This window comes from Mesorhizobium hunchu, from assembly GCF_040081975.1.
Classification (GTDB): Bacteria; Pseudomonadota; Alphaproteobacteria; order Rhizobiales; family Rhizobiaceae; genus Mesorhizobium; species Mesorhizobium hunchu.
Map to the genome: position 1 here is coordinate 30,658 of NZ_JBEBMG010000009.1, position 23,836 is coordinate 54,493.

The 23,836-nt window shown below is 65.2% G+C and carries 26 protein-coding genes; 22 read left to right on the forward strand and 4 right to left on the reverse strand.

Features of this window, described 5'->3' with window-relative positions; all coding sequences use genetic code 11:
* Positions 1–18 precede the first annotated feature (18 nt).
* From ABMA46_RS15825 to ABMA46_RS15835, 3 genes are all read right to left on the reverse strand, one after another.
* Positions 19–510, reverse strand: a complete 492-nt coding sequence (locus ABMA46_RS15825; protein WP_349000761.1) for a DUF2852 domain-containing protein — start codon at positions 508–510, stop codon at positions 19–21.
* Positions 511–626: 116 nt separating this feature from the next.
* Positions 627–1,769, reverse strand: a complete 1,143-nt coding sequence (locus ABMA46_RS15830; RefSeq protein ID WP_349000763.1) for a benzoate/H(+) symporter BenE family transporter — start codon at positions 1,767–1,769, stop codon at positions 627–629.
* Positions 1,770–1,993: 224 nt separating this feature from the next.
* Positions 1,994–2,764 (reverse strand): alpha/beta hydrolase, encoded by a 771-nt coding sequence (locus tag ABMA46_RS15835; protein ID WP_349000765.1) that lies wholly within the window; start codon positions 2,762–2,764, stop codon positions 1,994–1,996.
* A gap of 205 nt (positions 2,765–2,969) precedes the next feature.
* Here ABMA46_RS15835 and infC point away from each other — a divergent pair, with 205 nt between their 5' ends.
* From infC to pheT, 10 genes are all read left to right on the forward strand, one after another.
* The gene (gene infC / locus ABMA46_RS15840; protein ID WP_349000961.1) at positions 2,970–3,506 is read left to right on the forward strand and encodes a translation initiation factor IF-3; all 537 of its coding nucleotides are present in this window, start codon (positions 2,970–2,972) and stop codon (positions 3,504–3,506) included.
* A gap of 163 nt (positions 3,507–3,669) precedes the next feature.
* A complete protein-coding gene (locus ABMA46_RS15845; RefSeq protein WP_349000767.1) occupies positions 3,670–4,272 on the forward strand; it encodes a methyltransferase family protein in 603 nt (200 codons plus the stop codon).
* Between the two features lie 174 nt (positions 4,273–4,446).
* On the forward strand, positions 4,447–4,656 hold the full coding sequence (rpmI, locus tag ABMA46_RS15850; protein WP_349000768.1) for a 50S ribosomal protein L35: 210 nt from the start codon (positions 4,447–4,449) through the stop codon (positions 4,654–4,656).
* A gap of 86 nt (positions 4,657–4,742) precedes the next feature.
* Positions 4,743–5,144, forward strand: coding sequence for a 50S ribosomal protein L20 (gene rplT, locus ABMA46_RS15855; protein WP_349000769.1), 402 nt, complete (start codon positions 4,743–4,745; stop codon positions 5,142–5,144).
* A gap of 145 nt (positions 5,145–5,289) precedes the next feature.
* On the forward strand, positions 5,290–6,180 hold the full coding sequence (locus ABMA46_RS15860) for a BUD32 family EKC/KEOPS complex subunit (protein WP_349000770.1): 891 nt from the start codon (positions 5,290–5,292) through the stop codon (positions 6,178–6,180).
* Positions 6,161–7,264 carry a phenylalanine--tRNA ligase subunit alpha gene (gene pheS, locus ABMA46_RS15865; RefSeq protein WP_349000771.1) on the forward strand — a complete coding sequence of 368 codons (1,104 nt, stop codon included), beginning with the start codon at positions 6,161–6,163 and terminating at the stop codon, positions 7,262–7,264. Before ABMA46_RS15860 ends, pheS begins: the two co-directional genes overlap by 20 nt.
* Positions 7,264–7,497 carry a DUF4160 domain-containing protein gene (locus ABMA46_RS15870; protein ID WP_349000772.1) on the forward strand — a complete coding sequence of 78 codons (234 nt, stop codon included), beginning with the start codon at positions 7,264–7,266 and terminating at the stop codon, positions 7,495–7,497. The genes pheS and ABMA46_RS15870 overlap by 1 nt, the downstream gene beginning before the upstream one ends.
* Complete coding sequence (locus tag ABMA46_RS15875; protein WP_349000773.1) at positions 7,481–7,762, forward strand: DUF2442 domain-containing protein; 282 nt, start codon at positions 7,481–7,483, stop codon at positions 7,760–7,762. The genes ABMA46_RS15870 and ABMA46_RS15875 overlap by 17 nt, the downstream gene beginning before the upstream one ends.
* Before the next feature lie 29 nt (positions 7,763–7,791).
* Positions 7,792–8,214 (forward strand): GFA family protein, encoded by a 423-nt coding sequence (locus tag ABMA46_RS15880; RefSeq protein ID WP_349000774.1) that lies wholly within the window; start codon positions 7,792–7,794, stop codon positions 8,212–8,214.
* Between the two features lie 3 nt (positions 8,215–8,217).
* Complete coding sequence (gene pheT / locus ABMA46_RS15885; protein ID WP_349000775.1) at positions 8,218–10,668, forward strand: phenylalanine--tRNA ligase subunit beta; 2,451 nt, start codon at positions 8,218–8,220, stop codon at positions 10,666–10,668.
* A 12-nt stretch (positions 10,669–10,680) separates the two neighbouring features.
* Here pheT and ABMA46_RS15890 read toward each other — a convergent pair whose 3' ends face one another.
* Positions 10,681–11,676, reverse strand: a complete 996-nt coding sequence (locus ABMA46_RS15890; protein WP_349000776.1) for an aldo/keto reductase — start codon at positions 11,674–11,676, stop codon at positions 10,681–10,683.
* 148 nt (positions 11,677–11,824) lie between these two features.
* Between ABMA46_RS15890 and ABMA46_RS15895 the strand changes: the two genes are divergently transcribed.
* From ABMA46_RS15895 to ABMA46_RS15950, 12 genes are all read left to right on the forward strand, one after another.
* On the forward strand, positions 11,825–12,409 hold the full coding sequence (locus ABMA46_RS15895; RefSeq protein WP_349000777.1) for a cytochrome b: 585 nt from the start codon (positions 11,825–11,827) through the stop codon (positions 12,407–12,409).
* A 55-nt stretch (positions 12,410–12,464) separates the two neighbouring features.
* Positions 12,465–13,049, forward strand: a complete 585-nt coding sequence (locus ABMA46_RS15900; protein WP_349000778.1) for a YceI family protein — start codon at positions 12,465–12,467, stop codon at positions 13,047–13,049.
* A 76-nt stretch (positions 13,050–13,125) separates the two neighbouring features.
* Entirely contained in the window at positions 13,126–14,112 is a 987-nt protein-coding gene (locus ABMA46_RS15905) for a Gfo/Idh/MocA family protein (protein ID WP_349000780.1), read from the forward strand.
* Between the two features lie 145 nt (positions 14,113–14,257).
* The gene (locus tag ABMA46_RS15910; protein WP_349000782.1) at positions 14,258–15,913 is read left to right on the forward strand and encodes an FAD-binding dehydrogenase; all 1,656 of its coding nucleotides are present in this window, start codon (positions 14,258–14,260) and stop codon (positions 15,911–15,913) included.
* A 199-nt stretch (positions 15,914–16,112) separates the two neighbouring features.
* Positions 16,113–18,026, forward strand: a complete 1,914-nt coding sequence (gene dnaK / locus ABMA46_RS15915) for a molecular chaperone DnaK (RefSeq protein WP_349000783.1) — start codon at positions 16,113–16,115, stop codon at positions 18,024–18,026.
* A gap of 215 nt (positions 18,027–18,241) precedes the next feature.
* Positions 18,242–19,375 (forward strand): molecular chaperone DnaJ, encoded by a 1,134-nt coding sequence (gene dnaJ, locus ABMA46_RS15920; RefSeq protein WP_349000785.1) that lies wholly within the window; start codon positions 18,242–18,244, stop codon positions 19,373–19,375.
* A 103-nt stretch (positions 19,376–19,478) separates the two neighbouring features.
* On the forward strand, positions 19,479–20,084 hold the full coding sequence (gene pmtA, locus ABMA46_RS15925; protein ID WP_349000787.1) for a phospholipid N-methyltransferase PmtA: 606 nt from the start codon (positions 19,479–19,481) through the stop codon (positions 20,082–20,084).
* 51 nt (positions 20,085–20,135) lie between these two features.
* The gene (locus ABMA46_RS15930; RefSeq protein ID WP_349000789.1) at positions 20,136–20,729 is read left to right on the forward strand and encodes an NADPH-dependent FMN reductase; all 594 of its coding nucleotides are present in this window, start codon (positions 20,136–20,138) and stop codon (positions 20,727–20,729) included.
* Complete coding sequence (pyrF, locus tag ABMA46_RS15935; RefSeq protein WP_349000790.1) at positions 20,678–21,424, forward strand: orotidine-5'-phosphate decarboxylase; 747 nt, start codon at positions 20,678–20,680, stop codon at positions 21,422–21,424. The genes ABMA46_RS15930 and pyrF overlap by 52 nt, the downstream gene beginning before the upstream one ends.
* A gap of 49 nt (positions 21,425–21,473) precedes the next feature.
* A complete protein-coding gene (locus tag ABMA46_RS15940; protein ID WP_349000792.1) occupies positions 21,474–21,761 on the forward strand; it encodes a DUF1330 domain-containing protein in 288 nt (95 codons plus the stop codon).
* Positions 21,762–21,871: 110 nt separating this feature from the next.
* Positions 21,872–22,948 (forward strand): acyltransferase family protein, encoded by a 1,077-nt coding sequence (locus ABMA46_RS15945; RefSeq protein ID WP_349000793.1) that lies wholly within the window; start codon positions 21,872–21,874, stop codon positions 22,946–22,948.
* Positions 22,949–22,997: 49 nt separating this feature from the next.
* Positions 22,998–23,834, forward strand: a complete 837-nt coding sequence (locus ABMA46_RS15950; protein WP_349000795.1) for a class I SAM-dependent methyltransferase — start codon at positions 22,998–23,000, stop codon at positions 23,832–23,834.
* The last annotated feature ends 2 nt before the right edge of the window (positions 23,835–23,836 follow it).

Sequence of the window (23,836 nt, forward strand, 5' to 3'; positions counted from 1 at the left end):
TTTCCGCTGTCGGCCTGCTCAGTCGTCGAGCAGGTTGGTGCCTTTATCAGGGCCCTTGTCCTTGCCTCTAGAGGGTTTGGTCGTGGTTGCCGGAGCGGTGTGGCGGTTGCGGTTGGCCATGAAGCGGTCGAATTCTTCCTGGTCCTTGGCGCGGCGCAGCTCGCGGGCGTATTCGTCGAATTCGCCGAGCATCTCGTCCAGCTTGCGGCGCTCTTCGGCCAGACGCTCCAGTTCCTTCTCACGCCAGTCATCGAAGGCAGCGTTGCCGGTGCGGCCGTAGGCACTGTTGCCGTTGCCCCAGCGCTGCGCCCTGTCGGCGCCGCGCCGGCAGCCGGCGAAGATGCCGTCGGTCGCGCGGTTCACGTCGCGCTTGAAGCCGTCGAGCCGGTCGCCCCAGATGATGTAGGCGAGCATGGCGAAGCCAAGCGGCCAGAACACCATGAAACCGACCACCATCAGCGCAATGGTCGCCGGCGTCCACGCCGGGCGGATCAATGCAGAAGTGTTCATGTTCTCCCGTTCCTTCCGTTCGAGGCAGCCGGATCGGCTGCTTGAAATCGAAATGGGAAGGCAAAAACGGCGATTCAAGGCGACACCGGCCAAAACCTGACAAGTGTCCGTTTCGGCTACTTCTTTTTGAGGCTGTCGAGACCGACGACGGCAAGCCCGGCCACCAGCCCCCAGAACGCGGAGCCGATGCCGAACAGCGCCAGGCCCGACGCGGTGACCGCGAAAGTCACCGTCGCCGCCATGCGCCCGGCTTCGTCACGGAGCGCGATGGAAAGCGCGTTGGCGAGGGAGCCGAGCAGCGCCAGCCCCGCTACCAGCACGATCAGGCTCTGCGGCAGCACCGCGAAGATCGCCACCAGCGAGGCGCCGAAGGCGGCGAAGACCAGATAGGCGAGAGCATAGAACGGCCCGGTCTTCCACCGCTCCGCCGGGTCGGGATGCACGTCCGGCCCAGTGCAGATGGCTGCCGAGATCGCGGCAAGGTTGGTGGTCGAGGCGCCGAAGGGTGCGGTGAGGACCGAGACGAGGCCGGTAACGCCGATGAGCGGCCCAGGCGGCGGCTCGTAGCCGTCGGCCCGCAGCACCGCCAGCCCCGACAGGTTCTGCGACGCCATGGTGACAAGGTAGAGCGGCAGCGCCAGGCCGATGATCGCCGACGCGGTGAAGCGCGGCCATATCCAGGTCAGGGTCGAGAGTTCCGGCGCCGGCAGGCCGCCGACGCGGCCGGTCAGAAGCGCGGCCGCTACGCCGCCGACCAGAACCACCAGCACCGACAGCGACGGATTCCAGAGCCGGACCAGGAAGAAGGCGGCGACGAGCGGCAGGATCAGCCACGGATCGGCCGGCACGGTTTTCGCCGCGTTCATGGCGAAGGTGACGACAATGCCAGCAAGCATGCCCGACGCGACCGAGCCGGGTATTTTCGCGATCAGCCGCGTCAGCGGGCCGAACAGGCCGGTTGCGACAAGCAGGATGCCGGTGACGGCGAAGGCGCCGACCGCCTCCGGCATCGTGAAGCCGGACGAGGCGGCGATGAGTGCCGCGCCCGGCGTCGACCAGGCGGTGATGACCGGCATCCTCGTGCGCCAGGACAACCAGCCCGTCTCCACCGCCATGGCGATGCAGATGGCGGTGACCCAGCTTGCAGCCTCCGTCTGCGTGGCGCCAACCGCGGCGGCGGCGGCGATGATGATGGCCAGCGTGCCGCCGAAACCGACGATCGCCGCGACGAAAGCGGATGTGGGGATGGAAGCGCGCATGGGTCAGGCTTCTTTTCCGGGTACGGTGGCTGGCGATGCTCGGCGAAAAGAACCCCCACCCTTGACCCCTCCCCACAAGGGGGAGGGGAAGCTGCCGCGCGCTACATATTGGCTCGCATCATTGGTGGATATGCCGCCGCCCAGGTCCCCCTCCCCCTTGAGGGGAGGGGTCAGGGGTGGGGGTAAATCTATTGGCCTCAATGACATCAGGTGGCCTGTCACCATCACCCTGCCCGCTCCACCATCTCCTCGACCGCTTGCGCGAGCATCTCCAGGTCCTGCGGCCGCGATAGCCTGTGGTCGCCCTGCGGGATCAGGGAGAGCGTCACGTCGTCGGCGGGCAGCAGGCTGGCCAGTTTCATCGCATGGGCCGGCGGCACGTCCGGGTCGGCCAGCCCCTGCAGGATATGGACCGGACAATGCGTGTCGATCGGGCCGGTCATGACCAGGTTCGCGCGTCCGTCCTCGATCAGCGCGCGCGTGTAGATATAAGGCGCGTCGGAATAGTCGGACGGTTCTTCGAAATAGCCCTTTTCGGCGAGTTCGCTGCGTTGGGCATCGGTGAGCTGCGGCTCGACCAGCTCTGCCGTGAAATCGGGCGCCGGTGCCAGCAGCACCAGACCGGCGACGCGATCCTCGCCAGCTCTGCGCAGTTCCTGTGCCATGCGCAGCGCGATCCATGCGCCCATCGAGGAGCCGACGAGAATCTGACGGCCGCCGGCGAACTGCCGAAAGACGGCGAGACTTTCGGCCAGCCATCGCGAAATGGTTCCGTCGGCGAAATCGCCGCCGGATTCGCCATGTCCCGAATAGTCGTGACGCAGGTAGGCGCGGCCCTTGTCGGCAGTCCACGCCGCCAGCCTGTCGGCCTTGGTGCCCAGCATGTCGGACTTGTAGCCGCCGAGCCAGACGATGCCCGGCGCGGCGCCCGGCTGGCGGCGCAACGCGATGGCGTTGCCGTCGACGTCGATGAACTCCGGTTCGGCTATGGACATATGCATTTCCCAGGACTTTTCGGCGGTGTCTTGTGACACATGCGCGGCCTCCGGCAAAGCGCCTCGCCGTGCCTTGGCTTGGCGCAACGCGCCACGCAATGGTGATTTATTGTTGCCGCTGTGCTATTGACTTGAAACGTGCGCTGACCACATTGGCGCATTCCGCATGAACCCCGAAAGCAAACGGCTCGAGGAGACCACGACCATTCGCAGACCATTCAAGGCAGCAGCGCCCACCAAGGACGGGCCGCGCGCAAACCGGGACATCCGCGTTCCCCGCGTCCAGCTGATCGACGCTGAAGGCAAAAACCGCGGCGATATTCCCACCCAGGATGCATTGGCGCTGGCGGAAGAGGCGGGACTCGATCTCGTCGAGATTTCGCCGAATGCCACGCCGCCCGTCGTCAAGATTCTCGATCTCGGCAAGTTGAAATACGCCAACCAGAAGAAGGCGGCGGAAGCGCGCAAGAACCAGCGCGTCATCGAGATCAAGGAGATCAAGATGCGCCCCAACATCGACACCCACGATTACGAGGTGAAGATGAAGGCGGTGCGCCGTTTCTTCGAGGAAGGCGACAAGGTCAAGCTCACGTTGCGTTTCCGCGGCCGCGAGATGGCGCATATGGAACTCGGCATGCAGCTTCTCAATCGCGTTCGCGAGGAAGTGGGCGAGATCGCCAAGGTCGAGGCCGAGCCGAAGCTCGAAGGCCGCCAGATGATGATGGTGCTGGCGCCGCGCTGACCGCCGGTCGCGTCGACCGGCAGCATCAAGGCACGCTCCCTGAAAGGCGCTTCGACAGGCGAAGCGCCTTTTTTCTGCCGGAAGTATCTGGTGATCCGGCGTCGGATAAAGTGACGGGATTTATATGAAAGACGCACTGGCGAGCCGGAAGTCCGCTTTCAGCATGAGCAGCTATCAGTCGATGCGCCGGCTGGTCCTGGCCGTGCTTGTCATTGTTCTCCTGGCTGCGCTGCTGTTCGGCCAATCGCTGTTTGCGCCCGAGACGCCGATCCACGAGGGGATCGAGATGATCGGCGTCCTGCTGATCTTCCTCGGTATCGTGGGGCGGCTCTGGTCGACGCTCTATATCGGCGGGCGCAAGTCGGCTGAGGTCGTCAGCGGCGGGCCTTATTCGATGACCCGTAACCCGCTTTACGTCTTTTCCAGCATCGCCGCCGCGGGCGTCGGCGCGCAGATGGGCTCGGTCCTCGCCACGGTGGGCTTCGGCGTCCTGTGCGCCCTCGCTTTCCATGTCGTCATCCTGCGCGAGGAGAAATACCTCAAGGAAACGCTCGGCGCGCCCTATGAGGCCTATATGGCGAGGGTTCCGCGCTTCATCCCGAACCTCTCGCTCTATGAAGAAGGCGATACGGGCAGCTTCCGGCCGAAGCTTCTGCTCAGCACGCTGCTCGACGGGCTGGTGTTCCTCGCCGCCATGCCCTTCTTCGAATCGATCGACGCCATGCAGCTATCGGGCTATCTGCCTGTGCTGTTCCGGCTGCCCTGACATCCTGACGCAGAGTGCCGGGAGTTGCGCGGCGCCTCGCTTTGCAGTATAGGGCCGCGTTCCAAGAAAACCGCCCGGCAGGGCATGCCGTGGCGGTTTCATTTGCTTTCCGGGACTTTGGTCGGTCCGGGAAACGACAACAAGGGGTCTCGAACCCCGGCAAGGAGAAGCAAAATGCCCAAGATGAAGACCAAATCGGCCGCCAAGAAGCGGTTCAAGATCACAGGCACGGGCAAGGTCCTGTCGGCTGCGGCCGGCAAGCGCCACGGCATGATCAAGCGTTCCAACAAGTTCATCCGCGACGCCCGCGGCACCATGGTGCTGGCGGAGGCCGACGGCAAGAAGGTCGTCAAGAACTTCCTGCCCAACGGCGGCGGCATCTGAACCCGGAACGCCCGCTCGGCCCCGAAAAGGTGCAGACCTTTCGGATGTGGACCAAGCGGCACTGAAGAGATTTAGGAGATCATGACATGGCACGCGTAAAGAGAGGCGTCACCGCCCACGCCAAGCACAAGAAGGTCCTGAAAGCCGCCAAGGGTTTCTACGGCCGTCGCAAGAACACCATCCGCATCGCCAAGCAGGCGGTCGAGAAGTCGCTGCAATACGCCTATCGCGACCGCAAGGTCCGCAAGCGCAATTTCCGCGCGCTCTGGGTTCAGCGCATCAACGCCGCCGTTCGCGAGCACGGCCTGACCTATGCCCGTTTCATCGACGGCCTCAACAAGGCCGGCATCGAGATTGACCGCAAGGTCCTGTCGGACATGGCCATCCATGAGCCGCAGGCGTTCGCCGCACTGGTAGCCAAGGCCAAGACGGCGCTGGAGTATCTGAAGGACACGACCCCGAACGCTTTTGAAAGCGCTGTCGCTTAGAGCATTTTCCGGCGGGCTGCGAAGCAGTCCCGTACAGGACAAATGCGGCTAAGGAATCGCCAGCCGCTTCCCAAGCCTCGACGTCTGACATTGGGAAACCCGCGCTGGCAGGGCTGGCGCGGGTTTTGTTTTGGGTAATGAGGATATGACGGGTCCGCAAACCGAACCGCTGAACGTGATCGAGCTCGCGGCGCTTGCGTCGCGGGCACAGAAGCGCATTCAAAGTCTCGCGTTCGGCGACCGCAAGGTCTGGGTCAAGAAGGCCGTCAAGCAATTGCATCCCGGCCATTACGCGCATGCGGCCATGTCGATCGTTCTTCCGCGCTCCATCTACCGGCCCTCGCCGCCGGAAGTGGGTGAAGCCGCGAGCCGGGGGGAAGCCCAGCGGTTACGCGCCTTCCAGGCCAAGGGCATAGACGTTCCCGACCTGCTCTACGAAGGCGCAGGCCTGCTGGTTCTCGGGGACTGTGGACCGACGGTCGAGAGGCGTCTCAAGGAATTCCGCAGTCAGGGCGCCGCCGTCGCCCATGATGCGCTTCTGGTCGCCATGGCTCACGGCATGGCAGCCGTACACGCCGCGGGCCTTGTTCACGGCCGGCCTCACCCGCGCGACATGTTCCTGCGCGAGGGCAGGGTTGGCTTCATGGATTTCGAGCAGAATCCGCTCCGTGCCATGAGCCTGGTGCGGGCGCAGGCGCGCGACGCGCTTTTCCTGTTCGGCTTCGTCGCAGATCTCGCCATGATGCCGGAAACCCCGATGCGTGCATGGGAAGCCTGGACGTCGCGGGCTCCTTTGGAAACGCGCCGGCAGCTCGGCCGGACGCTGAAGGGAATGAAGCTGCTCATGAGTGCCGGGCGCCTTGCGTCGCGGTTCAAGCTGGGAGCCGACCTGCGCCGCTTTCTGGCGGGTACGGGGTTCCTTTCTTCGGTGCAGGAAAACCTGGAAGAAAGCTCAGGCAACGCCACCGCCCCGGTTCGGGCGGATTGGGCGCCCTCGGCAGGAAAGATGGACGGCAATGACAATCGCACTCGATAATCCAGACCTCGCCAGGCTCGAGGCTGCCGTGATGGCGGACATCACCGCCGCCGGCGACGAAGCGGCGCTCGAGGCCGTTCGCGTCGCCGCGCTCGGCAAGAAGGGGTCCGTCTCGGAACTTCTCAAGACGTTGGGGACGATGACGCCCGAGGAGCGGCAGGTGAAGGGTCCCGCCATCAACGGGTTGAAGAACCGGGTCGGCGAGGCGCTTGCGGCACGCAGGGCCGAGCTGAAAGACGCCGCGATCGCCGCGCGTCTCGCGGCCGAGACGGTGGACGTGACCCTGCCGGTCCGCCAGTCTCCCGCCGAGCGCGGCCGCATCCATCCCATCAGCCAGGTGATCGACGAGATCACGGCGATCTTCGGCGACCTCGGCTTCTCGATCGCCGAAGGGCCGGACATCGAGACCGACCACTACAACTTCACCGCGCTGAACTTCCCGGAAGGCCATCCTGCACGCGAGATGCACGACACCTTCTTCTTCCAACCTGACGCGAACGGCGAGCGCAAGTTGCTGCGCACGCACACTTCGCCGGTTCAGATCCGCACCATGGAGGCTCAGAAGCCGCCGATCCGCATCGTCATTCCGGGCAAGACCTACCGGCAGGATTCGGACGCGACCCATTCACCGATGTTCCACCAGGTCGAGGGGCTGGTGATCGACAAGAGCGCCAACATTGCCAACATGAAGTGGGTGCTCGAAGAGTTCTGCAAGGCCTTCTTCGAGGTGCCCCAGGTCAAGATGCGCTTCCGCCCGTCGTTCTTCCCGTTCACCGAGCCCAGCCTCGAGGTCGACATCCAGTGCGACCGCTCGCGGCCGGGCGAGGTGCGTTTCGGCGAGGGTAGCGACTGGATGGAGATCCTGGGCTGCGGCATGGTGCACCCCAATGTGCTGCGCGCCGGCGGACTCGACCCGGACGAGTACCAGGGCTTCGCCTGGGGCATGGGCATCGACCGCATCGCCATGCTGAAATACGGCATGCCGGACCTGCGGCCCTTCTTCGACGCCGACGTGCGCTGGCTGTCGCATTACGGCTTCCGGCCGCTCGACATGCCGACGCTGTTCGGCGGGCTGAGCGGCTGATGCCGACCGTTTTACGTGTTGCCGGCTATCGTTTCCATTTCTTCTCCGGCGACTGGAACGAACCACCGCATATTCATATCGACGGGGACGATAAAAGGGCCAAGGTTTGGCTTCGCGAGATCAAGGTCGCCAAGACGGGCGGTTTCAATGAAACGGAATTGCGCCGTATAATGCAGATCGTTTCCGAAAACAGGGAGCGTTTCCTGGAGGCATGGAATGAGTTCTTCGGTTGACTATCCCGAAAAGGACCGGCCGGTGGAAGCCTGGTGCGATCTGCACGATCTGCACGTTCGCTTGGCCGACGGGCGCCAGGTATCGACGCCCTTGTGGTGGTATCCACGCCTTCTCAAGGCGACGCCCGCGCAACGCAACACCGTCAAGCTGATGCTGGACGGAGTGCACTGGCCGGAAGTCGACGAGGACCTGTCAATCGACGGCATGTTGGCTGGCCGCAAGGCGCCCGGCGCCGTGCCGCCCTCGGTCGCGGGAATGATCTGAGGGCGTGGGCGCTGAGAGAAAGCGGAATCATGGACGACTTCACCACCCACACCGGCGGCTGCCGCTGCGGCGCGGTGCGCTTTGAGGCGAGCGCCGAGCCGCGTCACGTCAGCTACTGCCATTGCAGCGATTGCCGCAGGGCAAGCGGCGCGCCCGTCTCGGCCTTCGTCGGTTTCCGCGCCGATGAGGTGGCGCTCGACGGCAAGACGCTGAAGACGTTCGAGAACGGCCCGGTGGCGCGTTCCTTCTGCGGCATCTGCGGCTCGCCGATCGCCTACGTGGACGAGCGCCTGCCGGACCAGGTCTGGTTCATGCTCGGCGTCTTTGACCAGCCCGCCTATTTCAAGCCGGCGCTGCACGCCTGGGTTCGCGAGCAGCTTCCCTATGTTCACATGCCCGACGGGCTGCCACGTCATTTGAAGAGCAGCGTCCCGAGACCGGAAGAGACATAAGCAATGAAATTCACCCTGTCCTGGCTGAAGGATCACCTCGAAACCCACGCCTCGCTCGGCGAGATCGTCGATCGCCTGACGGCCATCGGCCTCGAAGTCGAGCATGTCGACGACAAGGCGGCCCTGAAGCCGTTCGTGATCGCCAGGGTGCTGACGGCGCAAAAGCATCCCGACGCGGACAAGCTGCAGGTGCTCTCCGTCGATATCGGCGACGGCGGCCAGCCCGTGCAGGTGGTCTGCGGCGCCCCCAACGCCCGCGCCGGCCTGGTGGGCGCCTTCGCCGCGCCGGGCACCTATGTTCCCGGCATCGACGTGACGCTCGGCGTGGGCAAGATCCGCGGCGTCGAGAGCCGCGGCATGATGTGCTCGGAGCGCGAGTTGCAGATTTCCGACGAGCACAACGGCATCATCGACCTGCCCGCCGACGCGCCGATCGGCACCAGCTTCGCGGCTTACGCGCATCTCGACGATCCGGTGATCGAGATCAACCTGACGCCGAACCATCCCGACGCGACAGGCGTCTACGGCATCGCCCGCGACCTCGCCGCCAGCGGTCTCGGCCGACTGAAGCCGGGCGCTGTCGAGCCGGTCGACGGCGAAGGCGATTGCCCCGTCAAGGTGACGATCGAAGCGCCGGACCTGTGCCCCGGCTTCGCGCTCAGGCTGGTGTGCGGCGTGACAAATGGACCGTCGCCGAAATGGATGCAGCAGCGCCTGCTGGCGATCGGGCTGCGTCCCATCAACGCGCTGGTCGACATCACCAACTACATAACTTTCGACCGCGGTCGTCCGCTGCATGTGTTCGACGCGGCCAAGGTTTCGGGAAACCTCGTCGTGCGGCGCGCCCGCGAGGGCGAGACCGTTCTGGCGCTCGACGGCCGTGAATACACGCTGACGCCCGACATGTGCGTCATCGCCGACGAGAAGGGGGTGGAATCGATCGCCGGCGTCATGGGCGGCGAGCATTCCGGTTGCGACGAGGCGACGACGGAGGTGCTGATCGAATCGGCGCTCTGGGACCCCATCGCCACCGCCCGCACAGGCCGCGCGCTCGGCATCGTCACCGACGCGCGCTACCGCTTCGAGCGCGGCGTCGATCCCGAATTCATGGGCGCCGGCCTGGAACTCGCCACCCGTATGGTAACGGAGCTTTGCGGCGGCCGGCCGACCCGGTCGGAAATCGTGCTCGGCAAGCCGACCGCTTCGGAAGGAAACATCGTCGGCGAGAGCGGGCATCATTACCGCGAAGTCGACTTCCCGTTCTCGGAGGTCCGGCGGCTGACCGGCCTGGACATCAGCCGGGACGAGAGCCTGGCGATCCTCACGCGCCTCGGCTTCCAGCCCGTCGGCGACACGACCGGCGGCACCGTTCGCTTCATCGTGCCGTCATGGCGGCCCGATGTCGACGGCAAGGCCGATCTGGTCGAGGAGGTGATGCGCATGCATGGCGTGGACGAAATCGCGCCGCAGCCGCTGGCCGGCCATGACGCGGTCAACGGGAAAATCCTGACCACACTGCAGGTGCGAACCCGCGCTGCCAGGCGCGCGCTTGCCGCACGCGGCATGATGGAGGCGCTGACATGGTCGTTCATTCCGGCAAGGCACGCCGAACTGTTCGGCGGCGGCAGGCCCGAGTTGAAGCTCGCCAACCCGATCGCCGCCGACATGTCCGACATGCGGCCCTCGCTGCTGCCAGGACTGATCGCCGCCGCCCGGCGCAACGCCGATCGCGGCTATGGCGACGTCGCGCTGTTCGAGGTTTCCGGCACCTATGAGAACGATACGCCGCAAGGGCAGCGCCGTGTCGCCGCCGGCGTGCGGCGCGGCACCGCGGGGCTCACCGGCAGCGGTCGCGACTGGGACGGCAACGCCGCCCCGGTCGGCGTCTTCGACGCCAAGGCCGATGCGATCGCAGCGCTCGAAGCCTGCGGCGCGCCGGTCGATCGGCTGCAGATCGAGACGGGCGCGCCGGACTGGTATCATCCCGGCCGCTCCGGCCTGATAAAACTCGGTCCGAAACTCGTGCTCGGCCATTTCGGCGAGTTCCATCCCAGGACACTGGAAGGGCTCGATGTCAGCGGCCCCCTGTGCGGTTTCGAGGTTTTCGTCGATGCCGTGCCGGAGCCGAAGGCCAAGGCGACGAAAACGAAGCCTAGGCTGGACCTGTCGCCGTTCCAGGCGGTGAAGCGCGACTTCGCCTTCGTGGTCGACAGGACAGTGGAAGCCGGTGCGCTGACCAGGGCCGCGCTTGCCGCCGACAAGAAACTGATCACCGGCGTCAATGTCTTCGACGTTTTCGAGGGCGCGGCGCTCGGCTCCGACAAGAAGTCGGTCGCCATCGAGGTCGCCATCCAGCCGACCGAGCGCACGCTCACAGACGAGGATTTCGAGGCGCTCGCCAGGCGCATCGTCGACAATGTCGGCAAGCAGACAGGCGGCGTGCTGCGAGGCTAACCCCTCAAGCGCTCACCCGTTCGTCTGCGCCATCGCCGCCGCTGCGTAGCGCTTGCCGGCGACCGTGTCGGGCGTGACCAGCGCGCCGATCTCGGCGATCTCATCGTCGCTCAGCGCGACGCTTGCCGCCTCGACATTCGCCTCCAGATTGGCGATCTTGCGCGAGCCGGGGATCGGAACGATGAAGTCGCCCTGCGCCAGCACCCAGGCGAGCGCCAGTTGCGCGGCCGTCTTGCCCTTCTTCGCCGCAAGCTGCTCCAGCCTCTCCACGGCCGCCAGGTTGCGGCGGATGTTCTCCTCCTCGAAGCGCGGCAGGCCACGCCGGAAATCCTTGTCGCCAAGCTGGTCGGCGGAACGGATCGCGCCGGCAAGGAAACCGCGCCCGAGCGGTGAAAACGGCACGAAACCGATGCCCAACTCGCGGCAGACGTCGAGAACGCCGCCCTCGGGATCGCGCGTCCACAGGGAGTATTCGCTCTGCACGGCGGCGATAGGGTGCACGGCATGCGCCCTGCGGATCGTGGCGACGCCCGCCTCCGACAGGCCGAGCGCGCGCACCTTGCCCTCGCGCACCAGATCGGCCATCGCGCCGACCGTCTCCTCGATCGGCACGTCCGGATCGACCCGGTGCTGGTAGAGAAGGTCGATCACCTCCACCCCGAGCCGCTTCAGCGACGCCTCGGCGACGGCACGCACATGGTCGGGGCGACTGTTCAGGCCCGGCACCTGCTTCGGCCCGTCCTCGCTTTCGACGATGTTGAAGCCGAACTTTGTGGCGATCGCGACCTTGTCGCGGAAAGGTTTCAGCCCTTTGCCGACCAGCGCCTCGTTGGTGAACGGGCCATAGACTTCCGCCGTGTCGAACAGGCTGACGCCGAGCTCGACGGCGCGATGAAGCGTGCGGATCGCATCGGCCTCGTCCTGCCCGCCATAGGCGTGGCTCATGCCCATGCAGCCGAGGCCGACGGCGCTGATGGCCAGTTCAGTTCCAAGCTTTCGCGATTTCATGGCGGCTTCCCTGCTGTGGTCGAGGATAGATAGTGCCTGCGTCGGCCGGTTCGAGACAAGCCGCTGCCGAATGATTGGTCCACGGGGCCAGCCGGGTCCGTACTGCATTGGCCGGGAAGAAAGAACATGCGGCGGACGTTTGCCGCTGATGACGATCCTGATCCGCAACACCTCCAACCGTTATGGCTGGCCGGCCATCCTCTTTCACTGGCTGGTCGCGGTTCTCTTCGTCGGGCAGTTCGCGCTCGGCCTGACGATGGAGCGCGTCGCCAGCCAGCGCCTCGCCTTCGAGCTGATCCAATGGCACAAATCCTGCGGCTTCCTGCTGCTCGGCCTGGTTTTGATGCGGACGGGCTGGCGGCTCGGCAATCCGACGCCCGCGCCTGTTTCAAATGGCCGGGTCGAACGCACGGCGGCCCGGCTTGCCCACACCGCGCTCTATGGATTCCAGATCGCGGTTCCCCTGACCGGCTGGGCGTTGGTGTCGGCCTCGGTGCTCGATATTCCGTCCGTCCCGTTCAATCTCTTCGTCATGCCGGATCTGCCTCTGATCAGGACCGACGCGGCCGAGGCCTTCTGGGCGCGGATCCACGACTGTCTGGCTTGGGCCGGCATCGCCCTGGTGGCCGTCCATGCCACCGCCGCGCTCTGGCACGGCGTCTGGCGTCGTGACGGCGTGCTCTCGCGCATGATCGCGCCGTCGCTCGTGCACAGGTTTCGCGGCCGGGAATGAAGCGGCCCCCGCCGTCGTTGACGAACGAATACACGCTTGAAAAGGAGTATCTGGCATGCAGGGGTCCCGTTTCATGGCAGCGGCGCTGACAGCCCTCGTGTGCCTGATGTTTTCGCAACCGGCTGCCGGCGCCGTCTCGCTTGGCGACGCCGCCGGGCGCTATGCCATCGACGGCAATTCCTCCATCCGCTTTTCCATCGCCAATGCGGCCGGCGGCGCCCTGAAGGGCCGCTTCGCTCGTTTCAAGGGATCCATCCGGATCGACGATCGCGATGCCGGCCGCTCGTCGGTCGACATCACCATCTATCCGGCGAGCGTCATGACGGGCCAGGGCCGGGTCGACAGTTTCCTGCGCTCGGACGCCGTGTTCGATGCCGCCAATGCGTCGGAAATCCGCTTCCGCTCGACATCGGTCCGGCGCAGCGGCGCAGCGAGCGCGACGATAGAAGGCCAGCTCGCGGCGCGCGGCAGGAACGGCACTGAAAAATTCACCGCGGAACTGGTTGCCCTGAAGGGCGGCAGGATCTTGTTCCATGTGGTCGGCAAGGTGCTGCGCTCGCGTTACGGCATGGATGTCGGGACGCCGATCTATTCCAATGTGGTCGATTTCGACATGACGCTGTCCGGCCATCGCGGCTGACGCTTCCTCCCTTGCCATTGGCATTCCTGCCGATTTCAGGCACACCTTCGCAGGATGCAAATGCAGGGAGAAAAAGATGTTCCGTTGGGGTGTTCTGTCGACGGCTAAGATCGGGCGCGAACATGTGCTGCCGGCTATCGCCGATGCCGAAAACGGCGTGCTTTCGGCCGTTGCCAGCCGAGATCCCGCCAAGGCCCGGGCACTGGCCGACCGCTTCGGCGCGCCGCATGCTTTCGGTTCCTATGATGAATTGCTGGCCTCGGACGCGGTGGACGGCGTCTACATCCCGCTGCCGACGTCCCAGCATGTCGAATGGACCGCAAGGGCCATCGAAGCCGGCAAGCATGTGCTGGTGGAAAAGCCGCTGGCACTGAAGGCCGGCGACATCGAGCCGCTCATCGGGCTGCGCGACCGGCACAAGGTGCTGGTATGCGAGGCTTTCATGGTCGTCTATCACCCGCAATGGATCAAGGTGCGCGAGCTGATCCGGTCGGGGGCCATCGGCCGCCTGCGCCATGTGCAGGGCGCCTTTAGCTATTACAATGTCGATCCGGGCAACATGCGCAACAAGCTCGATCTCGGCGGTGGCGCGCTGCCCGACATCGGGGTCTATCCGACGGTCTCGACCCGTTTCGCCACGGGAAAGGAGCCGGTCCGCGTGCAGGCGACGATCGAGCGGGATCAGAAATTCGGAACCGATATTTATTCCTCGATCCGCGCCGACTTCGACGGTTTCGAACTGTCGTTCTATCTCTCCACCCAGATGGCGGCGCGCCAATCGATGGTCTTCCACGGCGACGAGGGGTTCATCCAGGTCGCCTCTCCCTTCAACGCCGGCCTTTATGACGACCATCGCGTGGAACTCTTCAACCAGAACCATACGCAGGCGCAGGTCTTCCGCTTTCCCGGCACCCAGCAATACCGGCTGGAGGTCGAGACTTTCGCCCGGGCGGCTTCCGGCGGCGAGGACAGTGTCTTCACGCTGGAGGAGTCGATCCTCAACCAGAAGATGATCGATGCGATCTTCCGTGCCGGCGAGAAGGATGGCTGGGAGAGAGTCTAGTACATTCAACTGACATGCGACGCGGCCTGAATATATCCCCACGCCTGACCCCTCTCCTCAAAGGGGAGGGGGACTTGATGTGCGGCAGCTTCCCCTCCCCTCTGAGGGGTGGTGGGAAATTCCTGCCAAAACTGGCTGTTTCGACATGAGCCGGAACGCCGACGCCATCATCGTCGGTGCCGGTCTGGCCGGCCTGGTCGCTGCCTGCGAGCTTGTCGATGCCGGACGCAAGGCCGTCATCCTCGACCAGGAGCCGGAACAGTCGCTGGGCGGACAGGCGTTCTGGTCCTTCGGCGGGCTCTTCCTGATCGATTCGCCCGAGCAGCGGCGTATGCGCATCCGTGACTCGCACGAACTGGCGCTGTCCGACTGGCTGGGCACGGCCGCCTTCGACCGGCCGGAGGATGCCTGGCCGCGGAAATGGGCCGAAGCCTATGTCGATTTCGCTTCCGGCGAAAAAAGGGCGTGGTTGGCGGCGCGGGGCGTAAAATTCTTTCCGGTGGTCGGCTGGGCGGAGCGCGGCGGCACCAACGCGTCGGGTCACGGCAATTCCGTGCCGCGCTTCCACATCACCTGGGGCACGGGACCGGGCGTGCTGGAGCCGTTCGTGGCCCGCGCCCGCGAGGCCGAGAAGGCGGGCCGGCTCGCCTTCCGTTTCCGGCATCGCGTCAATGAGATCGTTACCAGCGGCGGCACGGTCACGGGCGTGTGCGGCACCATGCTCGAAGCCAGCGACGTCGAGCGCGGCCGCAAGAGCTCCCGCACTGTCACCGGCGACTTCGAGCTGAACGCCCCGGTCGTCATCGTGGCCTCCGGCGGCATCGGCGCCAATCATGATCTGGTGCGGGCAAACTGGCCGGTGCGGCTCGGCGCGCCGCCGAAGCGAATGATCACCGGCGTGCCGGACCATGTCGATGGACGGATGCTGGGCATCGCCGAACAGGCCGGCGGCCATCTCATCAACCGCGACCGTATGTGGCATTATGTCGAGGGGATCAGGAACTGGGCGCCGGTCTGGACCGACCACGCCATCCGTATCCTGCCCGGCCCCTCCTCGATCTGGCTGGACGCGACCGGCAGGCGCCTGCCGCCGCCGCTCTATCCGGGCTTCGACACGCTCGCCACGCTGGCGCATCTGCGGAAGACCGGCCACGACCATTCCTGGTTCGTCCTGACCGAGAAGATCATCCGCAAGGAATTCGCCCTATCGGGGTCCGAGCAGAATCCGGATCTCACGGGAAAGAGCTGGCGGCAGGTACTAGGCCGCGCCACCAGCGGCATCCCCGGCCCTGTCAGGGCCTTTATGGAGAAAGGTGAGGATTTCATCGTCGAGCGCGACCTGACCCGACTGGTCGAGCGGATGAACGTGCTGGCCGGCGGGGAGCCGCTTCTTGCCCCGGACAGGATCGAGCGGGAAATCCGCGCCCGCGACATGCAGCTCGACAATCCTTTCTCGAAGGATGCGCAGATCGTCGCGCTGCGCGGCGCGCGCAACTATCTCGGCGACCGGCTGATCCGCACAGCGAGGCCGCACAAGATTCTCGATCCCGCCAACGGGCCGCTGGTCGCGGTGCGCCTCAACATCCTGACCCGCAAGACGCTGGGCGGACTGGAGACCGATCTCGACAGCCGCGTGCTTGGTGCGGACGGCAAGCCGGTCTCCGGCCTTTACGCGGCGGGCGAGGCGGCCGGCTTCGGCGGTGGCGGCATGCACGGCTACGCCGCGCTCGAAGGCACCTTTCTCGGCGGCTGCATCTTTTCCGGCCGTGCCGCGGGACGGGCGGCGGCCAAAGCTCTGTAGGGGTCTTCGCGAGGACTGCCGCGATCCTGCAAATCCGGCGCAGAACGCTTGCGCTCCCATGGGCCTGTTCTTATATACGCCGCACAACCGCAGGGGCTGTGCGGAACGCATGGCACGCTGCGGAATTCTTGTGAACAGGGGCTTTCGCCGGAACGCCTGACAGGGTCCTGAAAGCCTGCTTGAAGGAGAGAACGACAAAATGGCTAAAGTAATCGGCATCGATCTGGGAACGACCAATTCCTGCGTCGCCGTCATGGACGGCAAGGACGCCAAGGTCATCGAAAACGCGGAAGGCGCGCGCACCACGCCCTCGATCGTGGCTTTCACTTCCGACGGCGAGCGCCTTGTCGGCCAGCCGGCCAAGCGCCAGGCGGTCACCAACCCCGAAAACACCATCTTCGCGGTCAAGCGCCTGATCGGCCGCCGCTACGACGATCCGGTGACGGAGAAGGACAAGAAGCTTGTCCCCTACAAGATCGTCAAGGGCGACAACGGCGACGCCTGGGTCGAATCCGACGGCAAGAAGTATTCGCCCTCGCAGATTTCGGCGATGATCCTGCAGAAAATGAAGGAGACGGCGGAAAGCTATCTCGGCGAGAAGGTCGAGAAGGCTGTCATCACCGTTCCGGCCTATTTCAACGACGCCCAGCGTCAGGCCACCAAGGACGCCGGCAAGATCGCCGGCCTGGAAGTCCTGCGCATCATCAACGAACCGACCGCGGCCGCGCTCGCCTACGGCCTCGACAAGAAGGACGGCAAGACCATCGCCGTTTATGACCTTGGCGGCGGCACCTTCGACATCTCGATCCTCGAGATCGGCGACGGCGTGTTCGAGGTGAAGTCGACCAACGGCGACACCTTCCTCGGCGGTGAGGATTTCGACATGCGCCTCGTCGAATACCTGGCGGACGAGTTCAAGAAGGAACAGGGCATCGACCTGAAGAACGACAAGCTGGCCCTTCAGCGCCTCAAGGAGGCCGCCGAGAAGGCCAAGATCGAGCTGTCGTCCTCGGCGCAGACGGAGATCAACCTGCCCTTCATTACGGCCGATGCTTCGGGTCCGAAGCACCTGACGCTGAAGCTGACCCGCGCCAAGTTCGAGACGCTGGTCGATGATCTGGTGCAGCGGACGATCGCGCCCTGCAAGGCAGCGCTCAAGGATGCCGGCCTTCAGGCCGGGCAGATCGACGAAGTGGTCCTCGTCGGCGGCCAGACCCGTATGCCGAAGGTCCAGGAAGTCGTGAAGCAGTTCTTCGGCAAGGAGCCGCACAAGGGCGTCAATCCCGATGAGGTCGTCGCGCTCGGCGCCGCCATTCAGGCTGGCGTCCTGCAGGGCGACGTCAAGGATGTTCTGCTGCTCGACGTGACGCCGCTGTCGCTCGGCATCGAGACGCTGGGCGGCGTGTTCACGCGCCTCATCGAGCGCAACACGACCATTCCGACCAAGAAGGGTCAGACCTTCTCGACCGCGGAGGACAACCAGAACGCGGTCACGATCCGCGTATTCCAGGGCGAGCGCGAGATGGCGGCCGACAACAAGCTGCTCGGCCAGTTCGACCTTGTCGGCATCCCGCCCGCACCGCGCGGCGTGCCGCAGATCGAGGTCACCTTCGACATCGACGCCAACGGCATCGTCAACGTCTCGGCCAAGGACAAGGGCACCGGCAAGGAGCACCAGATCCGCATCCAGGCTTCGGGCGGCCTGTCCGACGCCGACATCGACAAGATGGTGAAGGACGCCGAGGCCAACGCCGAGAGCGACAAGAAGCGCAAGGCTCTGGTCGAGGCCCGCAACCAGGCCGAGGCTCTGGTCCATTCGGCCGAGAAGTCGCTGAAGGACTATGGCGACAAGGTTTCCGAGGCCGATCGCACCGCCATCTCCGACGCCATAGCGGCTCTCAAGACGGCGACCGAAGGCGACGATCCTGCCGATATCGAAGCCAAGAGCCAGACGCTCGCCGAAGCCTCGATGAAGCTCGGCCAGGCCATGTACGAGGCCCAGCAGACCGAGGCGGCCGAGGCTGACGCCAAGGCGGACGCGGCCAAGGACTCCGACGTGGTCGACGCCGACTTCGAAGAGCTCGACGACGACGACAAGAAGAAGTCCGCCTGACCCAGCCGGACGGCCACGAACAGCGAAAAGCCCGGCGCAGGCCGGGCTTTTTTGCAAACTTCATCGAAAAAAGGCGGCAAAACACTGGCGGGGTCTGGCATGGCAGCCGCTTGATGCCTAAATCGGAGGCCAGTCTTTTAAAAGCGACTGGTGGCAACAATGCTCGAAGACATTGGCCATAAGGGGCCTTCCGGCTTCGGAACCGGGACGAATTCATGAAAGCGGATTTCTACGAGACGCTCGGGGTCCAGAAGGGCGCCGATCAAAAGGAACTCAAGTCGGCTTTTCGCAAGCTCGCCATGCAGTTCCATCCCGACCGCAATCCGGGCGATCACGCCTGCGAGCACAAGTTCAAGGAAATCAACGAGGCTTATGAGTGCCTCAAGGACCCGCAGAAGCGCGCCGCCTATGACCGCTTCGGCCATGCCGCCTTCGAGCATGGCGGCATGAACGGCGCCGCGCACGGCTTCGCGGCCGGCGGCTTCGCCGACATCTTCGAGGACATCTTCGGCGACATGATGGGCGGCGGTCGCCGCCGCTCTTCCGGCGGCCGTGAGCGCGGTGCCGATCTTCGCTACAACATGGAAATCTCGCTGGAAGAGGCTTTCGCCGGCAAGACCGCGCAGATTCATGTGCCGGCCTCGGTCTCCTGCGACGAGTGCTCCGGCACCGGCGCCAAGCCCGGCACCCAGCCGGTCACCTGCTCGATGTGCCACGGCCACGGCAAGGTGCGCGCCAGCCAGGGCTTCTTCTCCATCGAACGGACCTGCCCGCAGTGCCAGGGCCGCGGCCAGACCATCAAGGACCCGTGCCCGAAATGCGCCGGCCAGGGCCGCGTCACCGAGGAGCGGTCGCTCTCGGTCAACATTCCGGCAGGCATCGAGGACGGCACCCGCATCCGCCTCGCCAACGAGGGCGAGGCCGGCCTGCGCGGCGGGCCGTCAGGCGATCTCTACATCTTCCTGTCGGTCAAGCCGCACGAGTTCTTCCAGCGCGACGGCGCCGATCTTTATTGCAAGGTGCCGATCTCGATGACCACGGCCGCCCTCGGCGGCTCCTTCGAGGTGGCGACGCTCGACGGCACCCAGACCCGCGTGAAGGTGCCGGAAGGCACGCAGAACGGCCGTCAGTTCCGCCTCAAGGGCAAGGGCATGCCGGTCCTGCGCCAGCCGAATGTCGGCGATCTCTACATCCAGACCGCGGTGGAAACGCCGCAGAACCTCACAAGGCGCCAGCGCGAGCTCCTCGAGGAATTCGAGCAGCTCTCGTCCAAGGAAAATTCGCCGCAGTCCAGCGGCTTCTTCAGCCGGATGAAGGATTTCTTCGAGTCCTTCGGCGACGGCCGGTAGTGTCAAAAACTGTCTTGTCCGCGACCTATTATGTCGCTTCTCTATTGCTCCCCTCGCGTCAACTGCTAAGGAACGCGCGGGGGATGGAGAAAGAGAGTCGCTGATGGCACGCAGTCACGGTTTGAAGAAGGCGCTCGCCGAAAAGTTCGACGACGAGCTGAAATTCTTCAAGGGCTGGATCGACAGGCCGAAGGCCGTGGGCTCCATCATACCGACCAGTTCCGTCACGGCGCGCAAGATGGCCTCGGTGATCGATCCGGCCTCCGGCCTGCCGGTGCTGGAGGTCGGCCCGGGCACGGGCGTCATCACCCGCGCCATCCTCGCGCGCGGCGTGAAGCCGGCCGATCTTTACGCGCTGGAATATTCCCCCGAGTTCGTCCGGCACCTGCGCCGGCTCTATCCCGGCGTCAACGTGATCGAAGGCGATGCCTTCAATCTCTCGGCAGCTCTCGGGGACCATCGCGACCTGACCTTCGATGCGGTGATTTCGGCCGTGCCGCTCCTCAATTTTCCGGTGGCTCAGCGCATCGCCTATCTGGAAAGCCTGCTCACGCGCATTCCCGAAGGCAGGCCGGTGGTGCAACTCACTTACGGCCCTCTCTCGCCCATTCCGCCAGGGCGAGGCGATTATGAGGTCAAGCATTTCGACTTCATCGTCCGCAACATCCCGCCGACGCAGCTCTGGGTCTACCGGCGCCGTCCGCACTGAAGCCCGCTTGATTCGGCCGATGCTTCGCCTATAGGTGGGAGAGGAGCACCGATGCCGTCCATTCCCAGGATTCTCGTCTTCGCCGGCTCGAACCGTGTTGGCGCTTTCAGCGGCAGGACGGCTGACATTGCCCAGAAGACCCTTGCCGTCCTCGGCGGGGAGGTGACGCGCATTTCCCTGCAGGACTATTCCTTGCCGATCATCGACCAGGATCTGGAAAGGGAAAAGGGCATTCCCGAAAACGCGATGCGCCTCGCCCGCCAGATCGCCGCGCATGACGGTGTCCTGATCGCCACGCCGGAATACAATGGCTCGATTCCGCCGCTGCTCAAGAACGCGGTCGACTGGATCAGCCGGGTTCGCACTGACGCCGGCAAGCCGTTTCGGCCGCTGGCCGGCAAGCCGACCGGCCTCTGCTCGTCTTCGCAGGGGCGGTTCGCCGGCATTCGCGCCATCAATCATCTGCGCGCCGTTCTGGTGCGCTGCCAGATGGAAGTCGTGGCGCCGGAATGCTCTGTGCCGGACGGCGACAGCGCCTTCGGCGAAGACGGCGCCTTCACCGACGAACGCATGCAACACTCGATGGAGTACCTATGCCGCACGCTGCTGGAAACCTCGCACCTTCTGTCGACGCGGGTCCCGTGACGGCCGGCTCGATGCACGAGCGCCTGATCGTCGGGCTGGACGTGCCGACCGTGAAGGACGCCGAGGCGGTAGTGCGCCAGCTCGACGGTGTCGCGCGTTTCTACAAGATCGGCTACCAGCTCGCCTTTGCGGGCGGTTTGGATTTCGCCCGCGACCTGGCGCGCGGCGGAACCAATGTCTTCCTCGACATGAAGCTGCTCGACATCGATAACACCGTAGCCAAGGGCGTCGAGAACATCGTCAAGATGGGCATGACCATGCTGACCATCCACGCCTATCCGAAGGCGATGAAGGCGGCGGTCGAGGCCGCGCGCGGCAGCGACCTCACTCTGCTCGGCGTCACCGTGCTCACCTCGATGGACGAGCGCGACGTCATCGACGCCGGCTACGAGTACGATCCGCACACGCTGGTGCTGCGCCGCGCCGAACAGGCGCTGCATGCCGGCATGGGCGGCGTGGTCTGCTCGGCCGAGGAGGCGGCGGCCGTGCGCAAGATCGTCGGCCCGGACATGGCCGTGGTGACGCCGGGCATTCGTCCGGCCGGCTCCGCGCGTGGCGACCAGCGCCGCGTCGTCACGCCCGGCGAGGCGATCCGCAACGGCTCCAGCCACCTCGTCGTCGGCCGCCCGATCGTCGCCGCGCCCGACCGCCGCGCCGCCGCCGAGGCCATATTGGAAGAAATGTACGCGGCCTGAGACCGCGACGATCCCGTCAAGGGACAACGATCGAACCGGAGGAGAAGACATGCCGAAAGGATACTGGATTGCCCGCGTCGATGTGCGCGACGCTGAAAAATACAAGGACTATGTCGCCGCCTCCAAGATCGCCTTCGACAAATACGGCGCCAGGTTCCTGGCGCGCGGCGGCGCGCACGAGAAGGCCGAGGGAGAGGGCCGCGCGCGCAATGTCGTCATCGAGTTCGAGACGCTCCAGGTCGCCAGCGACTGCTACCATTCGCCGGAATACCAGCGCGCCGCCGCTATCCGCCAACAGGTAGCCGACGGCGAGATCGTGCTGGTCGAGGGCGTTTGAGCGCGCCCGTTCGCACAAGTTTTACCTTGCCGGTCAAGGAATTCTAAGGGCGTTCCGGGCTAGCCTGTGAAACGATCGGCCGCCGGCCGACGGTGAGCCGAACGAGCCCGATGCAGTCCCGATCCGCGACGCGCCTCTACAATCTCGACCTGCTGCGGCTGTTCTCGGCCGCGATGGTGCTGCTGTTCCACTACGGCTTCCGCATGGCGATCTCAAGTGAGGGCGACGGCGTCGGCTTTCCCGAACTGGCGCCCGTCGCCATGTGGTGCGACACCGGCCTACTCGTCTTCTTCGCCATCTCCGGCTACGTGATCGCGCTGTCGGCGGAAAACCGCTCGGCTTATGATTTCGCGGCGGGCCGGGTCGCTCGGCTCTGGCCGACTTTCGTGACATGCGCGACCGTTACCGCGCTGGTGCTGCTGGCCTGGCCTGTCGCCGGCATCCCGACGCCGACGGTGCCGCAATGGCTGGCGCAGTTCATCATCGTCTCGCGGCTCGCCGGGCAGCCTTTCATGGACGGCGCCTACTGGACCATCGTCTACGAGATCGTCTTCTACGGCTGGGTGTTCCTGCTGCTCTGCGCCGGCTGGTTCCGCAGCGGCTGGCGTATCGCGGTGCTCGCCTGGCTGGCGCTGTCGGCCGCCAACGAATTTTTCCTTCATTCGGGCGCGGTGACGAAGCTCTTCATCACCGAATATTCCGGTTTCTTCTCCTTCGGCCTGGTGCTCTATCACGCCCGCCGGCGGCTTGATGGCCGCACGGCCGTGCTACTGGTTCTGTCGCTGGCATGGGGGATCGCCGCAACCTTCGTCATCGAGCCGCGCATGGTCGCCGACTATGGCGTGGTGCGCCCCGCATGGGGTGTAGCGCTGATGGCGCCGCTGGCCTGCGGCGCGGTGGCGCTGGCCGCATTGACTCCGGTCCTGCCGATCCGTCCGGCACTCGCTTACGGGTTCGGCGCGCTGACCTATCCCCTCTACCTGCTGCATCAGCACATCGGCTATGCCGTCTTCACCCGCTTCGCCGATGCCGGCAACCGGTGGCTCGTCTTCGCCCTGCTGGTTGCGGCGCTGCTTTTCGTCGCCTGGCTGATCGCGGCCTTCCTGGAGCCGCCCGCTCGCCGCGCCATCGTCGATCTGGCCGGACGGCTGAAGCTACGCGCCGGTGTGCTGCGTGGTGCGACATGAAACAGGGCGCCAGGCGACAGGTGCGCGAAGCCGACCAGAGGGAGAGCGGATGGCGATGACCGGCCGCCAGGACAGGCAGGGCGTCTACGACCGATCGAGCGGACGCCTCGGCCGCGCGCTTGCCGTCCTGCGCGAGCGCGGTCCGATGGAGCCCTTCCGTCTCGTTCGACAGCACGGCTTGCGCGAAAGCGCGCGCTTCGTCGGCCGCAACGTTCGCCACATGATAGCCGACCGGCTGGCGCGGCGATGGGACCGTGCCCACGGCGTCGATACGGCCGGCTCCATCCAGCTCGCCATGCTGGACGTCGTCGGGCCAAATCGCGACAAGGGCAACGAGTGCGTCTGCACTTCGCCGAAGTCGTTCGGCTTCATCATGAAAAACCTGCCGCGCGACCTATCGGACGCCACTTTCATCGACATCGGCTCGGGCAAGTCGCGCACCCTGCTACTGGCCTCGCACTATCCGTTCAAGGCCATCGTCGGCGTCGAGTTCGCGCGCGAGCTGGTGGCAATCGCCCGCCGCAATATCGCGGCCTATCGCAGCCCTTCGCAGATGTGCCGCACGCTGTTTGTGGTGGAAGGCGATGCTGCCGCCTACGCCTTTCCCGACACGCCGCTGGTGGTCTACTTCTACAATCCTTTCTCGAAGGATGTCTTCGACACGGTGCTCGACAACCTTGTCGCGTCGCTACGCGAAACGCCGCGCCGCTGCTTCGTGGTCTATGGCAGTTCCAGCCATCAGGCGATCGACTGGGCGCGCCCGGCGATCCGCGCGAGCGGCATGTTCGAGGAGTTGGCCGTCCCGCGCATGCCCGGATTTTTCGACGCGGTGCGCCGAATCGACTACGCCGTGTTCCGCTTCGATCCGGCCAGCCGGAGCGCGTAAGC

Bases quoted from the DNA above. Each gene is read 5' to 3' on its own strand.
- ABMA46_RS15825 (WP_349000761.1), bottom strand. From the start codon at position 510: ATGAACACTTCTGCATTGATCCGCCCGGCGTGGACGCCGGCGACCATT.
- ABMA46_RS15830 (WP_349000763.1), bottom strand. From the start codon at position 1,769: ATGCGCGCTTCCATCCCCACATCCGCTTTCGTCGCGGCGATCGTCGGT.
- ABMA46_RS15835 (WP_349000765.1), bottom strand. From the start codon at position 2,764: ATGTCCATAGCCGAACCGGAGTTCATCGACGTCGACGGCAACGCCATC.
- ABMA46_RS15845 (WP_349000767.1), top strand. From the start codon at position 3,670: ATGAGCAGCTATCAGTCGATGCGCCGGCTGGTCCTGGCCGTGCTTGTC.
- rpmI (WP_349000768.1), top strand. From the start codon at position 4,447: ATGCCCAAGATGAAGACCAAATCGGCCGCCAAGAAGCGGTTCAAGATC.
- rplT (WP_349000769.1), top strand. From the start codon at position 4,743: ATGGCACGCGTAAAGAGAGGCGTCACCGCCCACGCCAAGCACAAGAAG.
- ABMA46_RS15860 (WP_349000770.1), top strand. From the start codon at position 5,290: ATGACGGGTCCGCAAACCGAACCGCTGAACGTGATCGAGCTCGCGGCG.
- pheS (WP_349000771.1), top strand. From the start codon at position 6,161: ATGACAATCGCACTCGATAATCCAGACCTCGCCAGGCTCGAGGCTGCC.
- ABMA46_RS15870 (WP_349000772.1), top strand. From the start codon at position 7,264: ATGCCGACCGTTTTACGTGTTGCCGGCTATCGTTTCCATTTCTTCTCC.
- ABMA46_RS15875 (WP_349000773.1), top strand. From the start codon at position 7,481: ATGAGTTCTTCGGTTGACTATCCCGAAAAGGACCGGCCGGTGGAAGCC.
- ABMA46_RS15880 (WP_349000774.1), top strand. From the start codon at position 7,792: ATGGACGACTTCACCACCCACACCGGCGGCTGCCGCTGCGGCGCGGTG.
- pheT (WP_349000775.1), top strand. From the start codon at position 8,218: ATGAAATTCACCCTGTCCTGGCTGAAGGATCACCTCGAAACCCACGCC.
- ABMA46_RS15890 (WP_349000776.1), bottom strand. From the start codon at position 11,676: ATGAAATCGCGAAAGCTTGGAACTGAACTGGCCATCAGCGCCGTCGGC.
- ABMA46_RS15895 (WP_349000777.1), top strand. From the start codon at position 11,825: ATGACGATCCTGATCCGCAACACCTCCAACCGTTATGGCTGGCCGGCC.
- ABMA46_RS15900 (WP_349000778.1), top strand. From the start codon at position 12,465: ATGCAGGGGTCCCGTTTCATGGCAGCGGCGCTGACAGCCCTCGTGTGC.
- ABMA46_RS15905 (WP_349000780.1), top strand. From the start codon at position 13,126: ATGTTCCGTTGGGGTGTTCTGTCGACGGCTAAGATCGGGCGCGAACAT.
- ABMA46_RS15910 (WP_349000782.1), top strand. From the start codon at position 14,258: ATGAGCCGGAACGCCGACGCCATCATCGTCGGTGCCGGTCTGGCCGGC.
- dnaK (WP_349000783.1), top strand. From the start codon at position 16,113: ATGGCTAAAGTAATCGGCATCGATCTGGGAACGACCAATTCCTGCGTC.
- dnaJ (WP_349000785.1), top strand. From the start codon at position 18,242: ATGAAAGCGGATTTCTACGAGACGCTCGGGGTCCAGAAGGGCGCCGAT.
- pmtA (WP_349000787.1), top strand. From the start codon at position 19,479: ATGGCACGCAGTCACGGTTTGAAGAAGGCGCTCGCCGAAAAGTTCGAC.
- ABMA46_RS15930 (WP_349000789.1), top strand. From the start codon at position 20,136: ATGCCGTCCATTCCCAGGATTCTCGTCTTCGCCGGCTCGAACCGTGTT.
- pyrF (WP_349000790.1), top strand. From the start codon at position 20,678: ATGCCGCACGCTGCTGGAAACCTCGCACCTTCTGTCGACGCGGGTCCC.
- ABMA46_RS15940 (WP_349000792.1), top strand. From the start codon at position 21,474: ATGCCGAAAGGATACTGGATTGCCCGCGTCGATGTGCGCGACGCTGAA.
- ABMA46_RS15945 (WP_349000793.1), top strand. From the start codon at position 21,872: ATGCAGTCCCGATCCGCGACGCGCCTCTACAATCTCGACCTGCTGCGG.
- ABMA46_RS15950 (WP_349000795.1), top strand. From the start codon at position 22,998: ATGGCGATGACCGGCCGCCAGGACAGGCAGGGCGTCTACGACCGATCG.